The sequence below is a fragment of the Gordonia sp. 11cp genome, assembly GCF_057767225.1.
On sequence record NZ_CM173437.1, the window covers coordinates 4404108 to 4423658 of the forward strand.

The window sequence follows — 19551 nt, forward strand, 5'->3', positions numbered from 1 at the left end:
TGCCACGCGGCGCCGCTGCACCACAGTTCTGGTCACCACACCCGTCGTTCATCACCGACACCCCTCACGCCGACGCACGACGACGCCGTGACCGAGCCTTTTCTGGACGCGAACGAGGCGGCCGAAGTCGCTGCGGCGTTTTCGCGGACGTATTCCGCCTGGACGTGGCCGGAGGTGCTCACCGCGTTGCGGGCGGTTCTGCCCGCTGACGTGACCACGGACGTGGCCGCACGCATCTTCGACCTCTCACCACACGAACCGCGCCATCCCGCGACCGTGATGATCGAGGCCTTGCTGCCATGGACACATCAGGCCCCCGCGGTCGGTCAGCCCATCCTGCTCCACGAGCCGGCGTCGACGGGAGCAGTGCTCGACGATCTGCCCGATCTCTACGACGTGGAGCAGTTCGCGCACTGGCTCGACTTCACCGTCCCGGAGCTCGAGTGGTTCGCCGACCGGGGCCAGTGGTTGCGAACCGCGCGTCCGCCGCTGCGGCACTATCGCATCTGGCGCCGTGAGAAACGCGACGGTGTTCGCGTCATCGAAGCTCCGAAGCCGCGGATGCGAGAAACGCAGCGGCGTCTGCTCAGACGGCTGGTCGAACGCATCCCGGCGCATCCGGCGGCCCGCGGTTTCGTGCCCGGGTCATCGCCCGCTGCTTTCGCCTGGCCGCACACGGACCGGCCCGCGGTCGTGCGCGTCGACCTACGGCACTGCTTCGAGACCATCACCGTCCAGCGTGTCCGTGCGGTGTTCCGGGACGCCGGCTATCAGCCACACATCGCGCGCCTGCTCGCCGAATTGTGCACCACGGCAACGCCCGTGGACGAACTTCGCGGACTCGATCGCGAACATGCGGTGCTACTACGGGACCGGCACCTGCCTCAGGGTGCGCCGACCTCGCCGCATCTGGCCAACCTCGTGATGCGACCACTCGACCAGCGCCTGGACGGCTATGCCCGCCGCAACGGTCTCCGGTACACCCGGTACGGCGACGACCTCGCGATCTCCGGCGACGCGATAAACGCCGACCGTGCGCTCTGGACGATGCTCCGGATCGTCGAGGACGAGCGTTTCACCGTCCACCCGGGCAAGGTCCGGATCATGTACAGCCATCAGCGCCAACGCCTTGCCGGCCTGGTCGTCAACGACCGACCCCAGGTCGCGAGATCCGACTACGACAATCTGAGGGCCCTGCTTCACAACGCGCGCCGCCACGGGGCGTCGTCGCAGAATCATGATGACCACCCGGACTTTCGTGCACACGTCTACGGACTCATCGCCTGGGTGGGCGCAACGGGGGAGGCGCGCCGACGCCGGCTTCTGGACATTGCCGGCTCGATCGACTGGGACACCTGAGAACCATCGGCACCGAAGCATCCCGAACCTCACACTGGGCGCGCTTCGGTGTGAGACCACTGTTACCTCTGCCTTCCGCGTCGCGAGTCCAGCCGCAATGCCCGGGCAGCAAAGTCCGCACATGGACAAGCAACTGCTCGAAGAGAGCCTGGCCCTCGTCGACCTGCCCGACTCGGGACTCACCGTTCGCTTCTACGAGATCCTGTTCGACCGCTATCCCACGGTCCGTGCGATGTTCGGCCGAGACAGTCGCGCCCAGGCCGAGATGTTGCGGAACGTGGTCGTGTCGGTGGTGAAGCATGTCGACGACGCCGAGTGGCTGACGACGACGCTGCACGCGCTGGGGCGTCGGCACGCCGGGTTCGGCGTCACGCGGCCGATGTACACGGCAGTCGCGGAATGCATGATCGCCGCCATGAGCGAAATCGCCGGCGACTCGTGGACTCCGGCCATGACGCTGGCATGGGACCGTGCGCTCGGCGCGGTCGCGACCATCATGCTCGACGGTTACCCGGCAGAGTCCCGGACTCCGGCACGCGCTCCTCGACGCAGCGCTGGCGCGGCCTGACACCTACCGAACGACGGCCGGTCCCGGACTCCGCTCCGATGCGCAGGGCGCGCCCCGCGATACGATCCCGCTCGGAAGTGAGGGCTCGTGACTACTGCTGGAACCACCCGGAGTTCGCTGGATCGCTACCTGGAGACGCCCTGGGCACGATGGGCGACTCTCGCCGCCTTCCTCATCAGTTCGGTGGTCGCGATCGTCGTCCTGCCGAATCAGCCGCCCGCCCCGTACCGCATCGACTTCGACGTCTACCGCATGGGTGGTCAGGTCCTGCTCGACGGCGGCGAGCTGTACGGCGTCCTGCCACCGCTGGCCGAGGGTGCGAGTCTGCCCTTCACCTATCCGCCGCTGGCCGCCGCGCTGTTCTCGACGTTCACCCTCGTCCCGCTGGCAGTCGGGCAGGCCCTGTTCACGGCGATGTCCATCGGCTGTCTGCTCGTGGTGTGCCGAATCGTGCTGTCGCGCCTCCTCGACCGATCGGCCTCCGACCTGTGGTGGCTCGCAACGGCGGCCGCGACGGTCGGTCTCTGGCTCGAGCCGGTCCGCGACACCCTCAACTTCGGACAGATCAACATCGTGCTGATGACGCTCGTCGTCGTCGACGCCCTGTTGGGCCGGGGCAGGTGGTGGAACGGACTCCTCGTCGGTCTCGCCATCTCGATCAAGCTGACTCCCGCGGTCTTCCTGCTGCACTTCTTCGTCCGGCGGGACTGGCGTGCACTGGGAGTGGCTGCGCTCTCTGCGGTCGGCTACGCCGCACTGGGCCATCTGCTGACACCGGACGACTCGACGACCTACTGGACGTCGACCCTCTTCGACACCGACCGGATCGGGAGCCCACACTTCGCGAACAACCAGTCGATCAAGGGTGAACTCGGACGCCTGGGTGCGGAATCCGACCTCGCATGGTTCCTCGTCTCGCTGGTCGTCGGATTGCTCATCGCGTGGGTGGCGTGGCGTCTGGTGTCCGCGGCACCGGCAGGCCCTCGAACGACGACACCGCACGACGTGGCGGCCCTGATCGCGGTCGCTTTCGCCGCGCTGTTCTGCTCGCCGGTCGCCTGGGACCACAGCTGGGTGTGGGTGGTCCCGCTGCTGATCCTGCTCACCTACCTCGCGACCCGCCCCGCGGCGACGACGATCTGGTGGTGGCTGTTCGGCACCGGACTGGTCATCTTCGCCGTCGCGCCGCATCAGCGCATCCCGCAGCGGTACGACGCCGAGTTGTCCTGGTCCTGGTGGCAGCACGTCATCGGGTCGTCGTACCTGCTCTGGGGCCTGCTGGTCCTCATCGCACTCGGTGCCTCTGCGCCCCGCGTACTCGCCGCCCGGAGAGGCGCCGACACGCTCGCACAACCTGCCTGAACACCCCGTCCGCGCGATCCCCTTGAAACAACCGCTAAAATCCGTTCCAATGGTGCATAGTGATGTAACGCACAACGGAACAATGGGGAGTGGCAGGTACATGACGAGTCGGAAGAAGCAGATCCAAGGCGTGCTGGCGAAGGCGAGCAGCATGTATCCGAGCTCGGAACGCCCGCTGGCCGAGCCGCCCGCCGGTTCCGACCTGAAGCCGGTCATGGGCGACCCGGGGATTCCGTGGCTCGGGAACACCCTCGAAGCGCTGGTCGACCCGCTGAAGTCGGCGATGGACCGGTTCGAGAAGTACGGCCAGGTGTCGTGGTCGGGTGCGCTGGGCATGAACATGGTCACCCTGGTCGGCCCGGAAGCGATCGAAGCGGTCTGGATGAACCGCAAGAAGGCCTTCTCCAGCGAACTCGGCTGGGAACCGATGATCGGGCCGTTCTTCCGCCGGGGCGTCATGCTGATGGATTTCGACGAGCACATGCAGCACCGGCGCATCATGCAGCAGGCGTTCAGCCGGCCCCGGCTCAACGGCTACCTGGACATCATGACGCCGCACATCGAGAAGACCCTCGCCAACTGGGAGGTCGGCAACGGGTTCAGGATGTACTCGCGCACCAAGGATCTCACCCTGTCGCTGGCGACCGAGGTGTTCATGGGTGCGCACGTCAGCGAGTCCGAGGCCCACCGCCTGGAGCATGCCTTCGAGGCTGCGGTCCGCGGCGGCCAGGCGATGGTCCGCAAGGACGTCGGCAACTGGACCTGGGCGCAGGGACTCCGGGGCCGCGAGGCGCTGCAGGAGTACTTCCGCTCGGAGATCCCGCTGCGTCGCGGCAACGATGCCGACGACCTGTTCAGCGTCCTCTGCAACGCCGAGAGCGACGAGGGTGAGACGTTCTCCGACGAGGACATCGTCAACCACATGATCTTCGTGATGATGGCGGCGCACGACACCAGCACCATCGCGCTGTCGATGCTGACCTACTTCCTCGGCCGCCATCCTGAGTGGCAGGAGCGTCTGCGCCAAGAATCCCTCGCCCTCGACAAGCCGACGATCGACTACGACGACGTCGACAAGCTGCCCAGCATGGAGCTGGCGTTCAAGGAGACCCTGCGCCTCAACGCCCCCGTCGGCATGCTCTTCCGCATGGCGATCGAGGACACCGAGATCTGCGGTCACTACATCCCGAAGGGCACCCTGCTCGCCATCCACCCGTGGGCGACGATGCTGCGCAAGGAGTGGTGGCCCAACCCCACCCACTTCGACCCCGAACGGTTCTCGGCCGAACGTCGCGAGGACAAGGTCCACCGGTTCGCGTGGGCGCCTTTCGGCGGCGGCGCACACAAGTGCATCGGCCTGTATTTCGGTGGCATGGAAGTGAAGTCGATCCTGCACCAGATGCTGCTGCGCTTCGAGTGGGACGTCCCGGCCGACTACCGCCCGGAGCTGACCTACGGCACCGGACCGACCCCCGCCGACGGTCTGCCGATCAACCTGCGGCACCGCAAGATCTGACGGCCCCCGAGGAGCGCAAGCGACGCCCCTGTCTCTGCTCCCTGAGGTGCGAGGAGCGAAAGCGACGAGCCACGAAGGGCCCGCACCGCGAAATCGGTTCGGGCCCTTCGTGGCTCGCTGCGCTCGCACCTCAGGGAGCAGGGGGGGCTGCGCTCGCACCTCAGGGAGCAGGGGAAGGCTGCCTCGCAGGCTGCGGGAACTACCGCCTTACGACGCCGAGAGGATGCTGATCTCGAAGACGAGCGTGTCGCCGACCTCGATGCCCGCCTGGGGGTTTCCGGAGGCGTAGCCGTCGGCCGACGTCATGGCGACGCCCACCTTGGACCCGACCTTCTGCCCGGCGATGGCCTTGCTGAAGCCCGGGATCACGCCGTCGAGCGGGAAGGTGGCGGGGGAGCCGTTTGCGTAGGCGCTGTCGAAGGTCTCGCCGGTGCGGCCGTTCACACCGACATAGCAGACCGACACCGAAGCGGTCTCTGGCACGACGGCGCCGTCACCTTCTACGAGCACCTTGACCTGGGTGGCATCGACGCTGAACGGGTTCTCGACGGTGATGTCCGGGGCCTGGGTCGCTGTGGACGCGACCATCTGCAGGCTGCCGGTGGTGCCCTGCTCGGTCCACTGCGGTGTGGCGTCGGCGTTCGCGGGTTCGGTCGGGCAGCTCTCCGATCCTGCCGGTGTCTCAGCACCGCCGGTCGCCGCGGTCGCGGTGGGTTCCGTTGTGCCCGAACCGGAGTCGGAGTCGGAGCTGCAACCGGCGACGGCCAGGACGAGGGCGGTGCCGAGGACGAGTGTCGCGTTCTTGATGTTCACTCTGGGAACGCTACCCGAGCCGCGACCACTCACCGAGAGCCACGACCGGCGAGAACACGTGCGGCTCGCTCGAGATCGGCCCGCACCGCTCGTGCGACGGGCCACCGCGCCGCGGTCAGCACCAACCCGCCGACCGCCGGCACCGTCAACACCGCCTCGGCATGGACATCGGTGCCCCCGTCTCGGCTCCCACCGTCACGCTCGGCGAAGGTCAACGTCAGGACCGCGTCGACCGACCGCCACCGCCCGATCTCCTGCCACACGCGATGCGCCTGGCACACAGTCACTTCCATCAGCGGTGACACCCCGGGTACGACGGTGACGTCGGTCCAGCTCGTCCCGGCGTCACCCGCCCGGTCACCGATCGGCCGCAGGTCGTCGACGCGCCGCAGACTCGATTGCCACTCCGGACGATTCGCCGGGTCCGCGAGGTAGTCGAAAGTGACGTCGAGCGGCGCGTCGAATGAGACCACCGCATCGATGACGGTGACACGGGCGGGGGAGAGCATCACCGGGTGAGGTCGGCGAGCTGTTCGACCTCGGCGACGCTTCCCGGCGACACGAGCATCATCGTCACCCCACACGCTTCCCAGACCTTGATCTGTTCGCGCACGTGGTCGAGGTCGCCGACGATCGCCGAGTCGTCCACGACCGCGTCGGGGATGATCTGTGCTGCTTCGTCTTTGCGGTTGTTCCGGAACAGTGCGGTCACCTCGTCGACGACGTCGGAGTACCCCATGCGGCGGTAGACCTCGGCGTGGAAGTTGGTGTCCTCGCTGCCCATCCCGCCCATGTACAACGCCAGGAACGGCTTGATCGCGGCATAGGTGCCCGCACGGTCGTCGGTGACGACGATCTGGGCGGTGGCGCACACCTCGAAGTCCTCGCGGCTGCGTCGTGCTCCGGGGCGCGCGAAGCCCTCGTCGAGCCACTCGTTGTAGGTGTCGGCCATCCGTGGCGTGTAGAACAGCGGCAGCCAGCCGTCGGCGATCTCGGCCGCGAGCGCTACGTTCTTCGGCCCCTCGGCACCGAGCATCACCGGGATGTCGCTGCGCAGGGGATGGGTGATCGGCTTCAGCGTCTTGCCCAGTCCCGATGCGCCTTCACCGTTGTACGGCAGCGGGTAGTGGGGTCCGGCGCTGCTGACGGGGGCTTCGCGGGCCCACACCTGGCGCATGATGTCGATGTATTCGCGGGTCCGGGCGAGGGGCTTGGCGAATTTCTGCCCATACCAGCCTTCGACGACCTGCGGCCCCGACACCCCGAGTCCGACGATGTGCCGCCCGCCGGACAGGTGGTCGAGGGTCAGCGCGGCCATCGCGCAGGCGGTCGGGGTACGGGCCGACAACTGCAGCACCGACGTCCCGAGCCGGACACGTTCGGTCGACGACCCTAGCCACGCCAGTGGGGTGTAGGCGTCGGATCCCCAGGCCTCGGCGGTGAAGATGCTGTCGAAGCCGGACGCCTCGGCCGCGGCGACGATCTCGGCGTGATGGGTCGGCGGTTGCGCGCCCCAGTAGCCCAGTTGCAGACCGAGTTTCACTGGACAGCCCCTTCGGAGTCGGCAGCGGCTTCGGCGGCGATCTGATCGAACTGCGCGCCCATCGCGGCGGCGACGGCCTGCGCACCCGACAGCGGGCGGACCATGACCATGAGGTCGTCGATCTTGCCGTCGTCGTCGACGTGGATGAAGTCGCACCCGGTGATCTTCTTGCCACCCACCACGGCCTCGAAGACGAGTGCCGAGTCGTGTCCGCCGGCGTCGTTGATCTCGCGGATGTAGCGGAAGTCCTCGAAGACCCGCAGCACGCCACGGAGGATGGCCGACGTGATGGCCTTGCCCGGGTACGGCTTGAACGCGACGGGACTGGTGAAGACCACGTCGTCGGCGAGCAGCGCACTCATCGCCTGCTCGTCACGTGCCTCGACGGCCTCTCGGAACTGCTTCATACGTCGACCTCCCTGTCGATGATTCTGAGTCGACGCTAATGGATGCCGGGCCGGTCGATGTAGGAAGGCGAGGAGCCAGGAGTACGAGCAGGGCCGCCGCGAGCAGTGCGATGCCCACCCATCCGACCGCGGTGATCGGTTCGGAGAGCACCACGACGGCCAGCACGGTCGCCACGGCGGGCTCGATCAGGGTGATGGTGGTGGCGGTCGAGCTGTCGATCCGGCCGAGCCCGCGGCTGAACAACACGTACCCGAGGAACTGCGGGACAAGGACGAGGTAGGCGAGGACACCGAGCGTCTCGGGGTGCGCGACCACGGCCGGTACGCCGAGCGCGACGATCGGCAACAGGAAGATCCCGCCCAGACCCATGACGGTCCCGGCCGCGGCGCCGCGCGGCACGGAGCTGTTCATCAGTCGACGCATCGACCACGACAACCCGGCATACGTGATCCCGGCGAGCAACCCGAGCCCGACGCCCAGCGCGGCCGACTGATTGCCCGACAGCGCGTCCCCGTGTGACGACTCGCTCCGCGACAACGCCAGCGCCGCGCTGCCGACGATGCCGAGCAGGCAGGCGACCGTCCACCGCGGGGTCAGCTTCCGACCCTCGGCGACACGTTCGATGACCGCCGACACGAGTGGTGCCGACGCCAGGGACACGACGGTGCCGAGCGCGACGCCGCCGACGCGCATGGATCCGAAAAAGCACAGCGGGTAGATCATCACGCAGATCCCGCCGAGGAGCGCGACCCGCCACTGCGCGGTCACCTGTGACCATGAGCGTCGAATGGCCCGCGCGTTGACAGACGCCTGCAACAGGCCGCCACCGCACATGGCCACGGCACCGATGGTGACGGCACTCAGCGCGGGGGCCATCGCCGCCGCGGTACCCGACGTACCCCACAGGATGGCCGTGAGCGCCACCGCCAGCATCCCGGCGCGTTCGTTCCTGCGCGAGTCGCTCATTCCCGCGTGTCGATCCGCCCCGCCGGATGCGGGTGCCGCGCGTAGAACTCGAGGTGCCGGCGCGCCGCGTCGTCCCACGTCAGCGAGGCAGCCAGGGCACGTCCCGACACCGCGCGGTCGGGGTCGGGCGTGAGTGACTCCTCAAGGGCGGACGCCAGCTCTCCGACGGTCGAGGCATAGGCGACGGTCGCGCCGAACACCTCGCGCAGGATGGGGAGATCTCGCGCGACGACGGGCCGTCCCGCGGCGAGCGCCTCCATCGCGGCCAAGCCGAAACCTTCTTTGACCGACGGGAACGCGAACACTCGGCAGGCGGCGACGAGCGACGGGAGGTCGTCGTCGGGCACGTTGCCGAGCACGAGCGGTTCGACGTCGAGTTCCGCGCGCCGACGATCGAAGTCGGCACGGTAGTCCCGGTAGTCGAACAGGGTCTCGCCACCGGCGAAGACGAGCGTCAGTTCCGGATGTGCTGTGCGCAGAATGGCATACGCGCCGAGCAGGTCGATGCTGCCCTTGCGCGGTTCGATCCCGCCCACGGCCAGCACGTAGTCGCCGAGCCGATCCGACCAGCGTCGGCGCGCTTCGGAGGCGACGGCATCATCCGACGCCGCGTCGGCGAAGCGTTCATACGCAACGCCGTTCGGGATCACATTCGGGGTGAGGCCCCAGCCCGATTCGACCTCGTCGGCGACCGCGCGCGACACACAGATCCGCGCATACGGATTGACCACGGCCTTCTCGTGGCAGTCGACGAGGATGGGCGTCGTGAACTGGTCGAGATGATGGATGGTACGGATACACGTCCCGACGGCGTTGGCGCTGATGCAGTCCTGCGCGTGCACGATGTCGTAGGCGCCGGGATCGAACGCAGCCCGCAGGGTGTCGATGGACCGGACGATGCGTTCGGTGATCGTCTCGTTCTCGCGATCGGGGAAGGTGACGAGCCGCACCCGGACAGCCGGATCGACGGCACGAAAGAAGCCCTCGTCGCCGCCGCGGGCCAATGACCACACCGTGACATCGACGCCGAGCCGGGCCATCGCCTCGGCCAGGTTCAGCGTGTGGACCACGCCGCCACGGGGTTTCGTCGAGTAAGTGAGCAGTGCGACGCGCAGTGACGGATTCGACGCCCCGGTCATCGCTGGTCCGCCGACGTCGTCGACCGGTAGGTGTCCGGCCGGAGTTCGCCGAGATGACTCAGGACCCGCCGGGCGCGGTCGACCTCGGCATCGACATCGACTGTTGCCGTGGCCAATCCACCCTTCGATCGGGTGGTGGCCAAGACGTCGCCGCCTGGTCCGACGACCTTCGCCTGTCCGAGGAAGCGCAGCGAACCCATCACGCCCGTCTGGTTCGACGACACGACGAAGACCTGGTTCTCCGCAGCTCGGGCGCAGTCGTAGAGGTCGAACAGGCGTGACTGCCGGTCGGCGGGCAGGCGAGCGGCACGGTCCGTGACGCTGGCGGGCCATGCGGACAGCGCCGCGATGATCCGGGCCCCGTCGAGGGCCAGCGTGCGCGCCGACTCCGGAAACGTCTTGTCGTAGTCGATCAGCATGCCGAGGCGGCCGACCGGGGTGTCGAAGGCGCCGAACCGGTCGCCGGCCGCGTATGCGAGTGCCTCGCCCGCGGGCTGATGGACTTTGCGGTGCGTACCGAGAATTCCGTCTCCGTTGACGCAGACGGCGGTGTTGAACCGCTGGTCGTCGACGGCTTCGGTGTAACCGATACACACCGTCATGTCGCCGGCGGCGGCGGCGATCGCGGCGAGTTCGGGAGCGTCGGGGTGGAGAGGGGGCGGCAGTTCGGCCGGGTCGGGGTGGCGCAGGTCGCCGAGGTAACCGCCGAGCGAGGCGTCGGGGAAGACGAGGAGGTCGACGCCGTCGCGTGCGGCGGATTCGATGATGCCGACCGCTTTGGCGACACCGCGTTCCACGTCGCGTCCGAAGTGCGCGGCGAGGGCGCCGAGGGTGACCGTCCTCATGGGCGAACTGTACCGCTAGGGTCCGATACCGGGTGTGGACTCATGCGCTGCCCAGCCCGGTGACGGTCGACGCGACGGCGACGGTCGTCTCACCGTCGGGCCACCGCAGCCGCACGCCGGGTTCGGAGGTCAGCCGGCCGCAGTCGGCAGTCGTCACCGGGTCAGGCGCGGGGACCGCGGATCGGGCGCCGGCACGGTCGGTGCTGAGCATGGCGTAACCGGGGAAGCAGGTGAGCCACCCGCCCATCGAGGCATCGTCGGGTCGCGGCACCGCCGTCACATCCAGTTCGGCGCCTGTTCCCGACGCTTCGGCGAGCATGCCCAGTGTGCCGACGATGCCGGCCATGCTGACGTCCTTGGCCGACGCGGGTCGGACGTTCGCGAGGTGCGACGCCATGGCGCACAGTTCGTCGCTGCTGCGGGAGCTCGTCGAGTCCCACTGGCGGTCGTGATAACCCGGTCGCCAGGAGCCGCCGAGGTCGGCATGGAGGGTCACGGTATCGCCGACGGCGCCGCCTCCGGCTCGCAGCGGACGATCCGTCGTGCCCAATGCGGTCACCGACAGCGCCGACGGCACGCCGACCTGGGTGTGTCCGCCGAGAACGGGTGTTCGCCATGCCGCCGCGGCCGAGCTGATGCCCCGGATGATGCGGGTCAGGTGTGACGTCGTGGGCGCCCCGACGGCGTCGAGCAGACCGAGTGGTCGAGCACCCATGGCGCTGAGGTCGTTGATGTTCACGAGCACCGAACACCAGCCGGCCCATTCGGGATCGCGTTCGATCATCGACGGGACGATGGCGTCGCAGGCGGCGATCACATCGGTGCCGGGCAGCGGAACGCCGTCGTCCCCGCGGAATCCGGCGGACCCCAGTCCGCCGGGCATCTCCGCGAACGGCGCGAGCGCCTCGGCGAGAACCGCTTTCGTCCCGTCGACCGTGCGTTGAATTCGGTCGACCGGGTAGCGCATCTCCCGATGTGACCGACCCTCGATCTGCGGCCCGGGACCGTGATCCCGCCAGCCGAGGCGGACGAACATCGGTGCGTACCGATCCTGGACGGTGGCGTCGAACCGCAGTGCACCGAGCTGCTCAACGTGCGCGCACGCCGCCCGGACGAGTGCTGCGCCCAGTCCGGCGGTGTGCCCCGCCTCGGCGACGACGAGACGACTCCCGAACCACCAGCCGATGTCGGCGTGTGCCGAGCCCGCCCACGGTGTGGGGGCAACCCGCACCCCGCCCGCGATCGTCCCGTCGGGCAGGGTCGCGACGAGGACGGCGGTCCGTGGGTCCTCGTCGGTGTCGTCGAGATCGGTGTGCTCGAAAAGTGCCTGGCGCTCGACGAATTCGCGGTGTCGCAGCGCCCGATACGCCGCCAGCTCCCGGGGGCTGTCCGCAACGGTGATGAGGAACTCGGACCGGGGAGTCGTTCGCGGCAGCCCGGACAGGATCGACAGTTCGCCCGGCAGCGGAGTCGCGGACGAACCGCGGGGGATGGACAGCATCTCAGCCTCCGACCGTCGGCAGCACGCTGCACGCACCACACGCCGCGCAACCCGCCCGCTGCTCCGACCCGGACATGCCGATGAAGCTCAGATGGCCGGCGACCTCACGGCTGATCTTCTCGACGATCGCGGGATCGGGTGCGGGAGCATCGTCGACGTCGACGGCCAGGGTCCCCGCGTGACGCCGGAACGGCACGATGAACGGGTACACCCCCATATCGGCCAGTTCCTTGGCGCCGGCGATCATCTCGTCGGTGTCCTCGCCGAGACCGACCAGCAGGTAGGTCGACACCTGGTTGCGGCCGAACACCCGCACCGCCTCGGCCCAGGCCGCGCGGTACTCCGCCATCGGTACCGTCGACTTGCCTGGCATCCAGCGGCGCCGCACGTCGTCGTCAAGCGATTCGACGTGAATCCCGACGGCGTCGGCGCCGGCCTCGCGGAGTTCGGTCAGGACGGCGAGGTCCGCAGGCGGCTCGCACTGGACCTGGATCGGCAGTTCCGGCACCGCCGCCTTGATGGCTCGGACGCACCGGGCGAGGTGACGGGCTCCGCGATCGCGCCCGCCGCTGGTGCCGGTGGTCATGACCATCTGGGTAATGCCGTCGAGATCGACCGCCGCACGGGCGACTTCGGCGAGCTGCTCGGGTTTCTTCACCGCGATCGTCGAGCCCGACTTCAGCGACTCCTCGATCGAGCAGAACCGGCAGCGCTGATCTTCGGCGTAGCGGATGCAGGTCTGCAGAACAGTCGTGGCCAGCACGTTGCGGCCGTGCAGGCGGGCGATCTTCTCGTAGCTGACGCCCTCGGCGGTCTGCAGGTCGTAGAACCGCGGACGTCCGATGGCGCTGACCTCGACACCGACGTCGACCCCGTCGTACAACACTCGGTCACCGTCGAAGACGAACGGACTCTGCGGGTTCCGCGGAATCGCGGCGTGCAACCCGTCGACCATCAGGTGACCGTCGTCGCTGGGCCCTGCACCGCCACTGCGCTGCAACGGCGGGTCACCGCGAATACCGAGCAACGCCAGGTCGACTCGTGTGGATACCGTCATGGGTACTCTCTTTCTCTGCTCCCTGAGGTGCGAGGAGCGCTAGCGACGACCGTTCTGCTCCCTGAGGTGCGAGGAGCGCAAGCGACGAGCCACGAAGGGTCTGGTGAGCTACCTCGCGACTCGACCCACCGCTCCCTGAGGTGTGAGGAGCGCAAGCTACGCCCCCACCGCTCCCTGAGGTGCGAGGAGCGCTAGCGACGCCCCCACCGCTCCCTGAGGTGCGAGGAGCGCTAGCGACGAGCCTCGAAGGGTCCGGCGACCCCCCGCGACAATCTGAACCAAAATCACTGCGCAGCAGCCAGATACGGCTGCCCACTCCGTACCGCCTCGACAACGTGCTCCGCCACATACCGCGCGTCGCGATCGATACCGAGGAACCGTCCGGACCCCCAGGTGTGCATCCACGGCAACCCGACGAAGCTGAGTCCGGGAACCTCCGTGATCCCGCGGGTCTGCATGGGCCGACCGCCGCCGTCGAAGGCGCTGGCCTCGATCCACCGGTAGTCCGGCCGGTAGCCGATCGCCCAGATGATGGACGTGACGCCCTCGGCGGCGAGGTCGAGCTCGACCGGATCCACGTCCGGAACCCACACCGGTTCGTACCGAGAACTCTCGGGCGCGTCGATGCCGTGTTTGTCGATGTGACGGTCGATGTCGCCGCAGATCGAGTTGTACACCGCGTCGGCGCGGTCGAGCGCAGCGGTCAGCGTCGGCGCGAACCGCAGCATCGAGTCCTTGCCGTCGGTGAGGACGCCGTAGAGCTTCATGCCCTCGACGGCGAACCGTCGTAGGTCGATGTCGCGGCCACCGTCCCGTCCGGTGACGTAGTGGTTGGTCTTCTCCTGTGCGGCACGTCCGCCCGGGTACTCTTGGGTCGGGGTGTCGTAGAGGCCCATGTCCGACAGCCATGTCATGCAGTCGCGGCCGCGGTAGAAGCGCGCGACCCGCGGCGCATTCCCGATCGCGAGGTGTACCTGCCGGCCGGCGAGGTGCAGGTCCTCGGCGATCTGCGTGCCCGACTGTCCCGACCCGACAACCAGCACAGCACCGTCGGGGAGTTGCTCGGGATTGAAGTACTCCTCGGAGTGCACCTGGTGCACTGCCGGATCCAGCGACGGCGCGAACGGTGGCACCACCGGCAGCGGGTATCCACCCGTCGCGATCACGGCCTGGTCGCAGGTGATCGAACGGATCCCGTCGGGGCCGTCGAGTGTCAGCTCGAACCGATCACCGGACAACCGCTGCAGCCGAGTGACTTTCGTGTGCTCGACGAGCGGTGGTTCGAACGTCTGCAACCACCCGCGCAGCCACTCCACGACCTCGTCGCGGGTCATGAACCCGTCGGGATCCGGACCCTCGTAGGTGTAACCGGGGAGTTTGCAATGCCAGTTCGGGGTCACGAGGGTGAAGTTGTCCCAGCGCTTGTCGGCCCACGCATGTACTGCGGTATCGGCTTCGACGACCAGGTGCTCGACGCCGGCCTGTCCGAGGTACCAGCTGACCGAGAGCCCGGCCTGTCCGCCGCCGATGACCACGACCGACACGTGTGCGTTCATGACAGCTCCTCAGTGTTGGCTGGGCCGGGTATCCCGCTGGTTGAGCCGGGCCGGAGCGAAGCGACGCCCGCGTCCCCTCCGCTGGTTGAGCCGGGCCGGAGCGAAGCGACGCCCGCGTCCCCTCCGCTGGTTGAGCCGGGCCGGAGCGAAGCGACGCCCGCGTCCCCTCCGCTGGTTGAGCCGGGCCGGAGCGAAGCGACGCCCCGAGTCGAAGCCACCTCCGCACCCGGCAACGGCGGGTACATCGAGACCACCTCGACCTCTGCGGAATCGGAGTGCCGAGCGGCGTCGACGGCGATCTCCTCGGCCGACGCCGCCGCGGACGTGCAGGCGAAGCCGTACTTGGCGCGGACCCGTGCGCTGGCCTCGTCGAGTGCGGTGGTGGCACGCGACCGGAAGTCGTCGACGCGGTAGGTACCTGGCGTGAGATGGTCGTGCAGCACGAGGCTGGGGGAGTAGTACTGGCGGAACAGTCCGTCGGGCCAGCGCACCTGGACGGTCATCTCAGGCATGAGCGAGGTCCCGCCAGGCGAAATCGGCACCGGCGTCGGAATCGCTGTCGGCTTCGACGAGCATGCCGTACACCTCGGGCCGACGGTCCCGCAGGTGGAACATCCCGGCACGCATGGCGGTGAAGCTCTCCGGGATGTCCACCTCGGCGACGGCCAGTCCGCTCCCGAGAAGCGTGGTGTCGAGGATGTTGCCGCCCGGGTCGACGATCTTGGCGTTGCCGACGTAGCGCAGCGACCCGAACGTCCCGCTTTGATTAGAAGCCACCCAGAACACCTGGTTCTCCAGGGCCCGCGCGGTGTCGAAGAGGTTGAACCGGTAGGTCCACCGATCGTCTTGGAGGTTCTCGGCGGTCGCGGTGCGCGCGGCCGGCCATGCGGACAGGCTGGCGATGATCTCGGCACCCTTGAGTGCCATGATCCGGGCAGCCTCGGGAAAGGCCTTGTCGTAACAGATTTGGAGACCGATACGTCCGACCGGGGTGTCGAAGACGCCGTATTCGTCGCCCGCCGAGTACGACATGTTCTCGCCGAGCGGCTGGTGCACCTTTCGGTAGCTGCCGTAGATGCGGTTCCCGTCGAGGACGGCGGCCGCGTTGTAGCGGGTCTCGCCGTCCTCGCCGAGTTCGCAGAATCCGATCGCCACCACCAGATCGCCGACGATGGACTGCACTCGAGCGATCTCGGGTCCGTCGAGGGAGATCGCCGGCGGCAACGACCGGGCGCTGTTCTTCCGGGTGTCGCCGTGGTTGCCCAACGACGACAGGTATCCGCCGATCGCCGCTTCCGGGAACACCAGGAAGTCGACTCCCCGCGTTCGTGCTTCGCCGACGTACTGTTCGATCGTCGCGTAGTTCTGCTCGAGGTCGCGGGTGAAGTTCGCCGCGACGGTTCCGATGGTGGTCATGTGTTCCGGATCCTCAGACCATGTAGGTGGAGTTGATGATTGCGCCCTTGCGGGCGTAGTGGATGAGCGCGTCCTGCACGTCGAGCGGGTGTGCCGGGATGACACCTTCGATCAGGTCCTCCTCGCGTCCGCCGTGCAGTGCGAGGCCGAAGCGACAGCAGAACACGGTGCCGCCCTCGGAGATGAAGGTCTCCAGCGAGTTGTTGATGTTCTGCTCGCCGGGGAACCCCGAGTCGCCGGTCGTCGGGAATCCGCGTGTGGCAAGGCAATTGATCGCACCCGGACCGTAGAAGTACATGGCCGACTCGAAGCCCTTGCGAAGTGCGCGTGTGGCCTGCAGGACTGCGACGAAGGACACCGACGACTCGTGTGCGATGCCGTGCACGAGGGTGAAGTAGGACTCACCGTTCTCGGCCTGGTAGTCCGGGAAGATCTTGGTACCGCCATAGATGCTCGAGCCCTTGGGAAGTGAGGGGTGCGGGATCTCCGCCAGCGACGCGGCAATGTTCTCGGTGATGGTTTCGTCGAAAGAGGGCACAAGAACTCCTGGGATGGCGAGACGGTGTCTGCAAGTGTTCGGCCGCATGGCGGCTCGACGTGCGAAGGTGGGATCGGGCATCATTGCCCGGGAGTGGTTCGACCGGAGATCCGGTCTGATCGAGTAGCGATTGCTTGCTACGACACTCAGTTCACTCGCCACCGATTACCGAATGGTTTCCGGCGGAATAAAGAAACCGCCGAATCGTGTAACACGACCCTGGTCGGTCGACCGACACACATGCCCGGCTGAGCAGACAAAAATGTCCGACGAACCGGTCGGGTCGGGGGTCTGACCGGTTCGTCGGACATACACAGTGTATCCCTCGCGCCCCAGCACGGTCCATCGAGGTATCCGCAATTCTGTGACCTGTTGGATTGCAGATCCTTCATCGCCTCTTGCTCGCTGATGTCGGGGGAGCGAAGCGACCCCCCGCAGCTCGCCAATCCAAAAGAAGCGACCACCCGCGCTCTCCAATCGAAAAGAAGCGACCCCCCATTGCTCCCTGAGGTGCGAGGAGCGCAAGCGACGAGCCACGAAGGGCGCCGCAACCAACGGTCACCACCCCGCGTGCCCCACTCGCCAATCCAAAAGAAGCGACCCCCCATTGCTCCCTTCAGTGTCAGGGTTGTGGAGCCACGTGAGTGGTGATTGGGTTTCGTCCACCAGGTGTTTGGCTCTCTTGCTCCCTGCCACCCCTGCGGGGTTGGTGATGCCTCATCGTGCCGACATCTGGTGTGACGGACCGGCCGGCGTGACTTGATAGGAGCGTGGCAGCGCCCCTCCACTGAAGTATGTCCACCGACCGGCCCGACTGTCCGCCCACCCTGTGACAGGAAGGCAAGCTCCATGATCGTCATCGGTGCTGATGTTCACAAGCGCTCCCACACCTTTGTCGCCGTCGATGACGTCGGCCGCAAACTCGGATCCACGGTCGTAGCCACGACGACCACCGGTCATCACACAGCACTGCGCTGGGCCCACGATAAGTTCGGTCACGAACTGCTCTGGGCCATCGAAGACTGCCGCAACATGTCCGCACGCCTCGAACGCGACCTACTCGGCGCAAAGCAGAAAGTCGTGCGGGTCACCCCGCGGTTGATGGCCGAACACCGCCGCACCGGTCGTGAACGCGGTAAGTCCGATCCCATCGACGCGTTGGCCGTGGCGCGGGCCGCCGCCCGTGAACCTGATCTGCCGGTGGCCTCCCACGATGACGTGTCGTATGAGGCCAAAGCGCTGGTGGACTATCGGGAAACCCTTGTGCGGGACCGCACATCGAAGATCAACCGGGTGTTGTGGCGGGTGCATCAACTCGACCCCGAATACCACATGCCTCGCGGCGGGTTGACGCTGAACAAACACCAGAACAACCTCGCGGCGTGGCTGATCGACCGCCCCGGGATCGATGCCCGACTGGCCCGCCACGAGGTCGCCGCGATCATCGCATTGACCGCCGAGATCAAACAGGTCACCCGCGAGATCACCACCCTGGCGCGCGACGCCGTGCCGACGCTGCTGGCGATGCCCGGTTGCGCGGAACTGACCGCGGCGAAACTACTCGGCGAATCCGCCGGCATCACCCGCTTCGGCACCGAGGCACAATTCGCCCGGAACGCCGGTGTCGCACCCGTGCCGGTGTGGTCAGCCAACCCCGGCCGCCACCGCCTCACCCGCTCAGGGAACAGACAACTCAACGCCGCCCTGCACCGCATCGCTTTGACCCAAGCCCGCATGCCCGAGTCCCTCGGCCACACCTACTACCAACGCAAACGCGACGAAGGCAAAACCAAACGCGAAGCCATGCGCTGCCTCAAACGACGCCTGGCCCGCGTCGTCTACAACAACCTCACCCTCGACCACCACAACCGCGCAACCCCACAACAAGACGCCGCTTGACATAGGAGCTATGAGGTGCGAGGAGCGCAAGCGACGAGCCACGAAGGGTCCACGCAAGCCGCGTCGGAACCTCCTCACCCCACTCGCCATCGACCGACGCACGAGGCAACCTTGTCCTCATGCTCACCGCGGTTCTGTACGGTCTCGCGACCGCCGTTCCCATCGCAGTCGGCGCTGCAATCGGGCTGCGCTGGAATCTGCCGAACCCGATCCTCGCGACCCTGATGGCGTTCGGCGCCGGGACGATGATCGCGGCGGTCTCGACCGAACTGTTCGAACCGGCTTTCACCCAGGCCGGCACCGGGGTCGCGGCGATGGCGCTGTTCTCCGGCACCGCGGTCTACGTCGTCGCTGACCGACTCGTCGAAACCAAGCTCGGGTCGTCGGCCATCGGACCGGCCCTGATGATCGGCGTATTCCTCGACGGCGTTCCGGAGAACACCGCGCTCGGTGTCTCGCTCACCGCGGGCGGTTCGCTCGTGCTGGTAGTGGCGATCGCGGTCGGCAACGTCCCCGAAGCGGTGAGTGGGGCGTCGTTGATGCGTCGCGAGCACGACGCCTCGATCCGCTCGGCGCTGGCGATGTGGTTGTTCACCGCCGTCGTCCTGGTGGCAGTCACGGTGGGCGGGTACGCGGTGGCCGACGCCATCTCACCGACCGCGATCAGCGTGGTGCAGGCGTTCGCCGGCGGCGCGACGCTTGGAGTGCTGGCCAACTCGCTGATGCCGGAGGCCTACCGCGAGGGCGGATGGTGGGTCGGACTGGCGACCGCTGGTGGCTTCCTGCTGGCCTTCGTGCTCGGGTGACCGCTCCCACCGCTCCCACCGCTCCCTCAGGCGGACCGTGATGCACGGGGCGCGGGTCGTCGCGCCGCAGCAACAAGCGCCGGCACCGCCCGAGCCAGCCGGCTCGTTCAGGTCATGAGCTTGCCGACGGCTGCGGCATGAGGGGCTTGTTCGTTTAGTCGTGCAGCACCAGCGAGGTCGTGACGGGGCCGTATCGAGCCAGTAGTCGACGACAGTCTCCAGGCGAGCTGCGTCGACGCAGTGGATGTCGAAGATCAGG

The 19551-nt window shown here is 67.6% G+C and carries 19 protein-coding genes; 6 read left to right on the plus strand and 13 right to left on the minus strand.

Annotation, left to right across the window (positions count from 1 at the left end):
* Positions 1-87 precede the first annotated feature (87 nt).
* From AC3B6C_RS19745 to AC3B6C_RS19760, 4 genes are all read left to right on the plus strand, one after another.
* Entirely contained in the window at positions 88-1359 is a 1272-nt protein-coding gene (locus tag AC3B6C_RS19745; RefSeq protein ID WP_488373822.1) for a reverse transcriptase family protein, read from the plus strand.
* A 121-nt stretch (positions 1360-1480) separates the two neighbouring features.
* Complete coding sequence (locus AC3B6C_RS19750) at positions 1481-1927, plus strand: globin domain-containing protein (RefSeq protein WP_014926767.1); 447 nt, start codon at positions 1481-1483, stop codon at positions 1925-1927.
* An 87-nt stretch (positions 1928-2014) separates the two neighbouring features.
* Positions 2015-3289, plus strand: coding sequence for a glycosyltransferase 87 family protein (locus AC3B6C_RS19755; RefSeq protein WP_488373823.1), 1275 nt, complete (start codon positions 2015-2017; stop codon positions 3287-3289).
* Positions 3290-3389: 100 nt separating this feature from the next.
* On the plus strand, positions 3390-4805 hold the full coding sequence (locus AC3B6C_RS19760; protein ID WP_010842638.1) for a cytochrome P450: 1416 nt from the start codon (positions 3390-3392) through the stop codon (positions 4803-4805).
* Between the two features lie 207 nt (positions 4806-5012).
* Here AC3B6C_RS19760 and AC3B6C_RS19765 read toward each other — a convergent pair whose 3' ends face one another.
* From AC3B6C_RS19765 to AC3B6C_RS19825, 13 genes are all read right to left on the minus strand, one after another.
* A complete protein-coding gene (locus tag AC3B6C_RS19765) occupies positions 5013-5618 on the minus strand; it encodes an FKBP-type peptidyl-prolyl cis-trans isomerase (RefSeq protein ID WP_010842637.1) in 606 nt (201 codons plus the stop codon).
* Between the two features lie 29 nt (positions 5619-5647).
* Entirely contained in the window at positions 5648-6127 is a 480-nt protein-coding gene (locus tag AC3B6C_RS19770; RefSeq protein ID WP_488376317.1) for an SRPBCC family protein, read from the minus strand.
* Positions 6127-7161 (minus strand): LLM class F420-dependent oxidoreductase, encoded by a 1035-nt coding sequence (locus AC3B6C_RS19775; protein WP_488373824.1) that lies wholly within the window; start codon positions 7159-7161, stop codon positions 6127-6129. Before AC3B6C_RS19775 ends, AC3B6C_RS19770 begins: the two co-directional genes overlap by 1 nt.
* Complete coding sequence (locus AC3B6C_RS19780; RefSeq protein WP_010842634.1) at positions 7158-7568, minus strand: nuclear transport factor 2 family protein; 411 nt, start codon at positions 7566-7568, stop codon at positions 7158-7160. The genes AC3B6C_RS19775 and AC3B6C_RS19780 overlap by 4 nt, the downstream gene beginning before the upstream one ends.
* Positions 7534-8535 carry a DMT family transporter gene (locus AC3B6C_RS19785; protein ID WP_488373825.1) on the minus strand — a complete coding sequence of 334 codons (1002 nt, stop codon included), beginning with the start codon at positions 8533-8535 and terminating at the stop codon, positions 7534-7536. Before AC3B6C_RS19785 ends, AC3B6C_RS19780 begins: the two co-directional genes overlap by 35 nt.
* On the minus strand, positions 8532-9674 hold the full coding sequence (locus AC3B6C_RS19790) for an MSMEG_0565 family glycosyltransferase (RefSeq protein WP_488373826.1): 1143 nt from the start codon (positions 9672-9674) through the stop codon (positions 8532-8534). The genes AC3B6C_RS19785 and AC3B6C_RS19790 overlap by 4 nt, the downstream gene beginning before the upstream one ends.
* Positions 9671-10519: a carbon-nitrogen hydrolase family protein gene (locus AC3B6C_RS19795; RefSeq protein ID WP_488373827.1), complete on the minus strand. Its 849-nt coding sequence runs from the start codon at positions 10517-10519 to the stop codon at positions 9671-9673. The genes AC3B6C_RS19790 and AC3B6C_RS19795 overlap by 4 nt, the downstream gene beginning before the upstream one ends.
* Before the next feature lie 40 nt (positions 10520-10559).
* Positions 10560-12020 (minus strand): MSMEG_0567/sll0787 family protein, encoded by a 1461-nt coding sequence (locus tag AC3B6C_RS19800; RefSeq protein WP_488373828.1) that lies wholly within the window; start codon positions 12018-12020, stop codon positions 10560-10562.
* A 1-nt stretch (position 12021) separates the two neighbouring features.
* On the minus strand, positions 12022-13077 hold the full coding sequence (locus tag AC3B6C_RS19805; RefSeq protein WP_488373829.1) for an MSMEG_0568 family radical SAM protein: 1056 nt from the start codon (positions 13075-13077) through the stop codon (positions 12022-12024).
* A gap of 284 nt (positions 13078-13361) precedes the next feature.
* Complete coding sequence (locus AC3B6C_RS19810) at positions 13362-14633, minus strand: MSMEG_0569 family flavin-dependent oxidoreductase (RefSeq protein WP_488373830.1); 1272 nt, start codon at positions 14631-14633, stop codon at positions 13362-13364.
* Positions 14630-15145 carry an MSMEG_0570 family nitrogen starvation response protein gene (locus AC3B6C_RS19815; RefSeq protein ID WP_488373831.1) on the minus strand — a complete coding sequence of 172 codons (516 nt, stop codon included), beginning with the start codon at positions 15143-15145 and terminating at the stop codon, positions 14630-14632. Before AC3B6C_RS19815 ends, AC3B6C_RS19810 begins: the two co-directional genes overlap by 4 nt.
* A complete protein-coding gene (locus AC3B6C_RS19820) occupies positions 15138-16049 on the minus strand; it encodes a carbon-nitrogen hydrolase family protein (protein WP_488373832.1) in 912 nt (303 codons plus the stop codon). Before AC3B6C_RS19820 ends, AC3B6C_RS19815 begins: the two co-directional genes overlap by 8 nt.
* Before the next feature lie 13 nt (positions 16050-16062).
* Positions 16063-16587, minus strand: coding sequence for an MSMEG_0572/Sll0783 family nitrogen starvation response protein (locus AC3B6C_RS19825; protein WP_010842625.1), 525 nt, complete (start codon positions 16585-16587; stop codon positions 16063-16065).
* 849 nt (positions 16588-17436) lie between these two features.
* Between AC3B6C_RS19825 and AC3B6C_RS19830 the strand changes: the two genes are divergently transcribed.
* Both AC3B6C_RS19830 and AC3B6C_RS19835 read left to right on the plus strand, forming a co-directional pair.
* The gene (locus AC3B6C_RS19830) at positions 17437-18486 is read left to right on the plus strand and encodes an IS110 family RNA-guided transposase (RefSeq protein ID WP_488373833.1); all 1050 of its coding nucleotides are present in this window, start codon (positions 17437-17439) and stop codon (positions 18484-18486) included.
* A 119-nt stretch (positions 18487-18605) separates the two neighbouring features.
* Positions 18606-19292, plus strand: a complete 687-nt coding sequence (locus tag AC3B6C_RS19835; RefSeq protein WP_010842624.1) for a ZIP family metal transporter — start codon at positions 18606-18608, stop codon at positions 19290-19292.
* Positions 19293-19551: the final 259 nt, after the last annotated feature.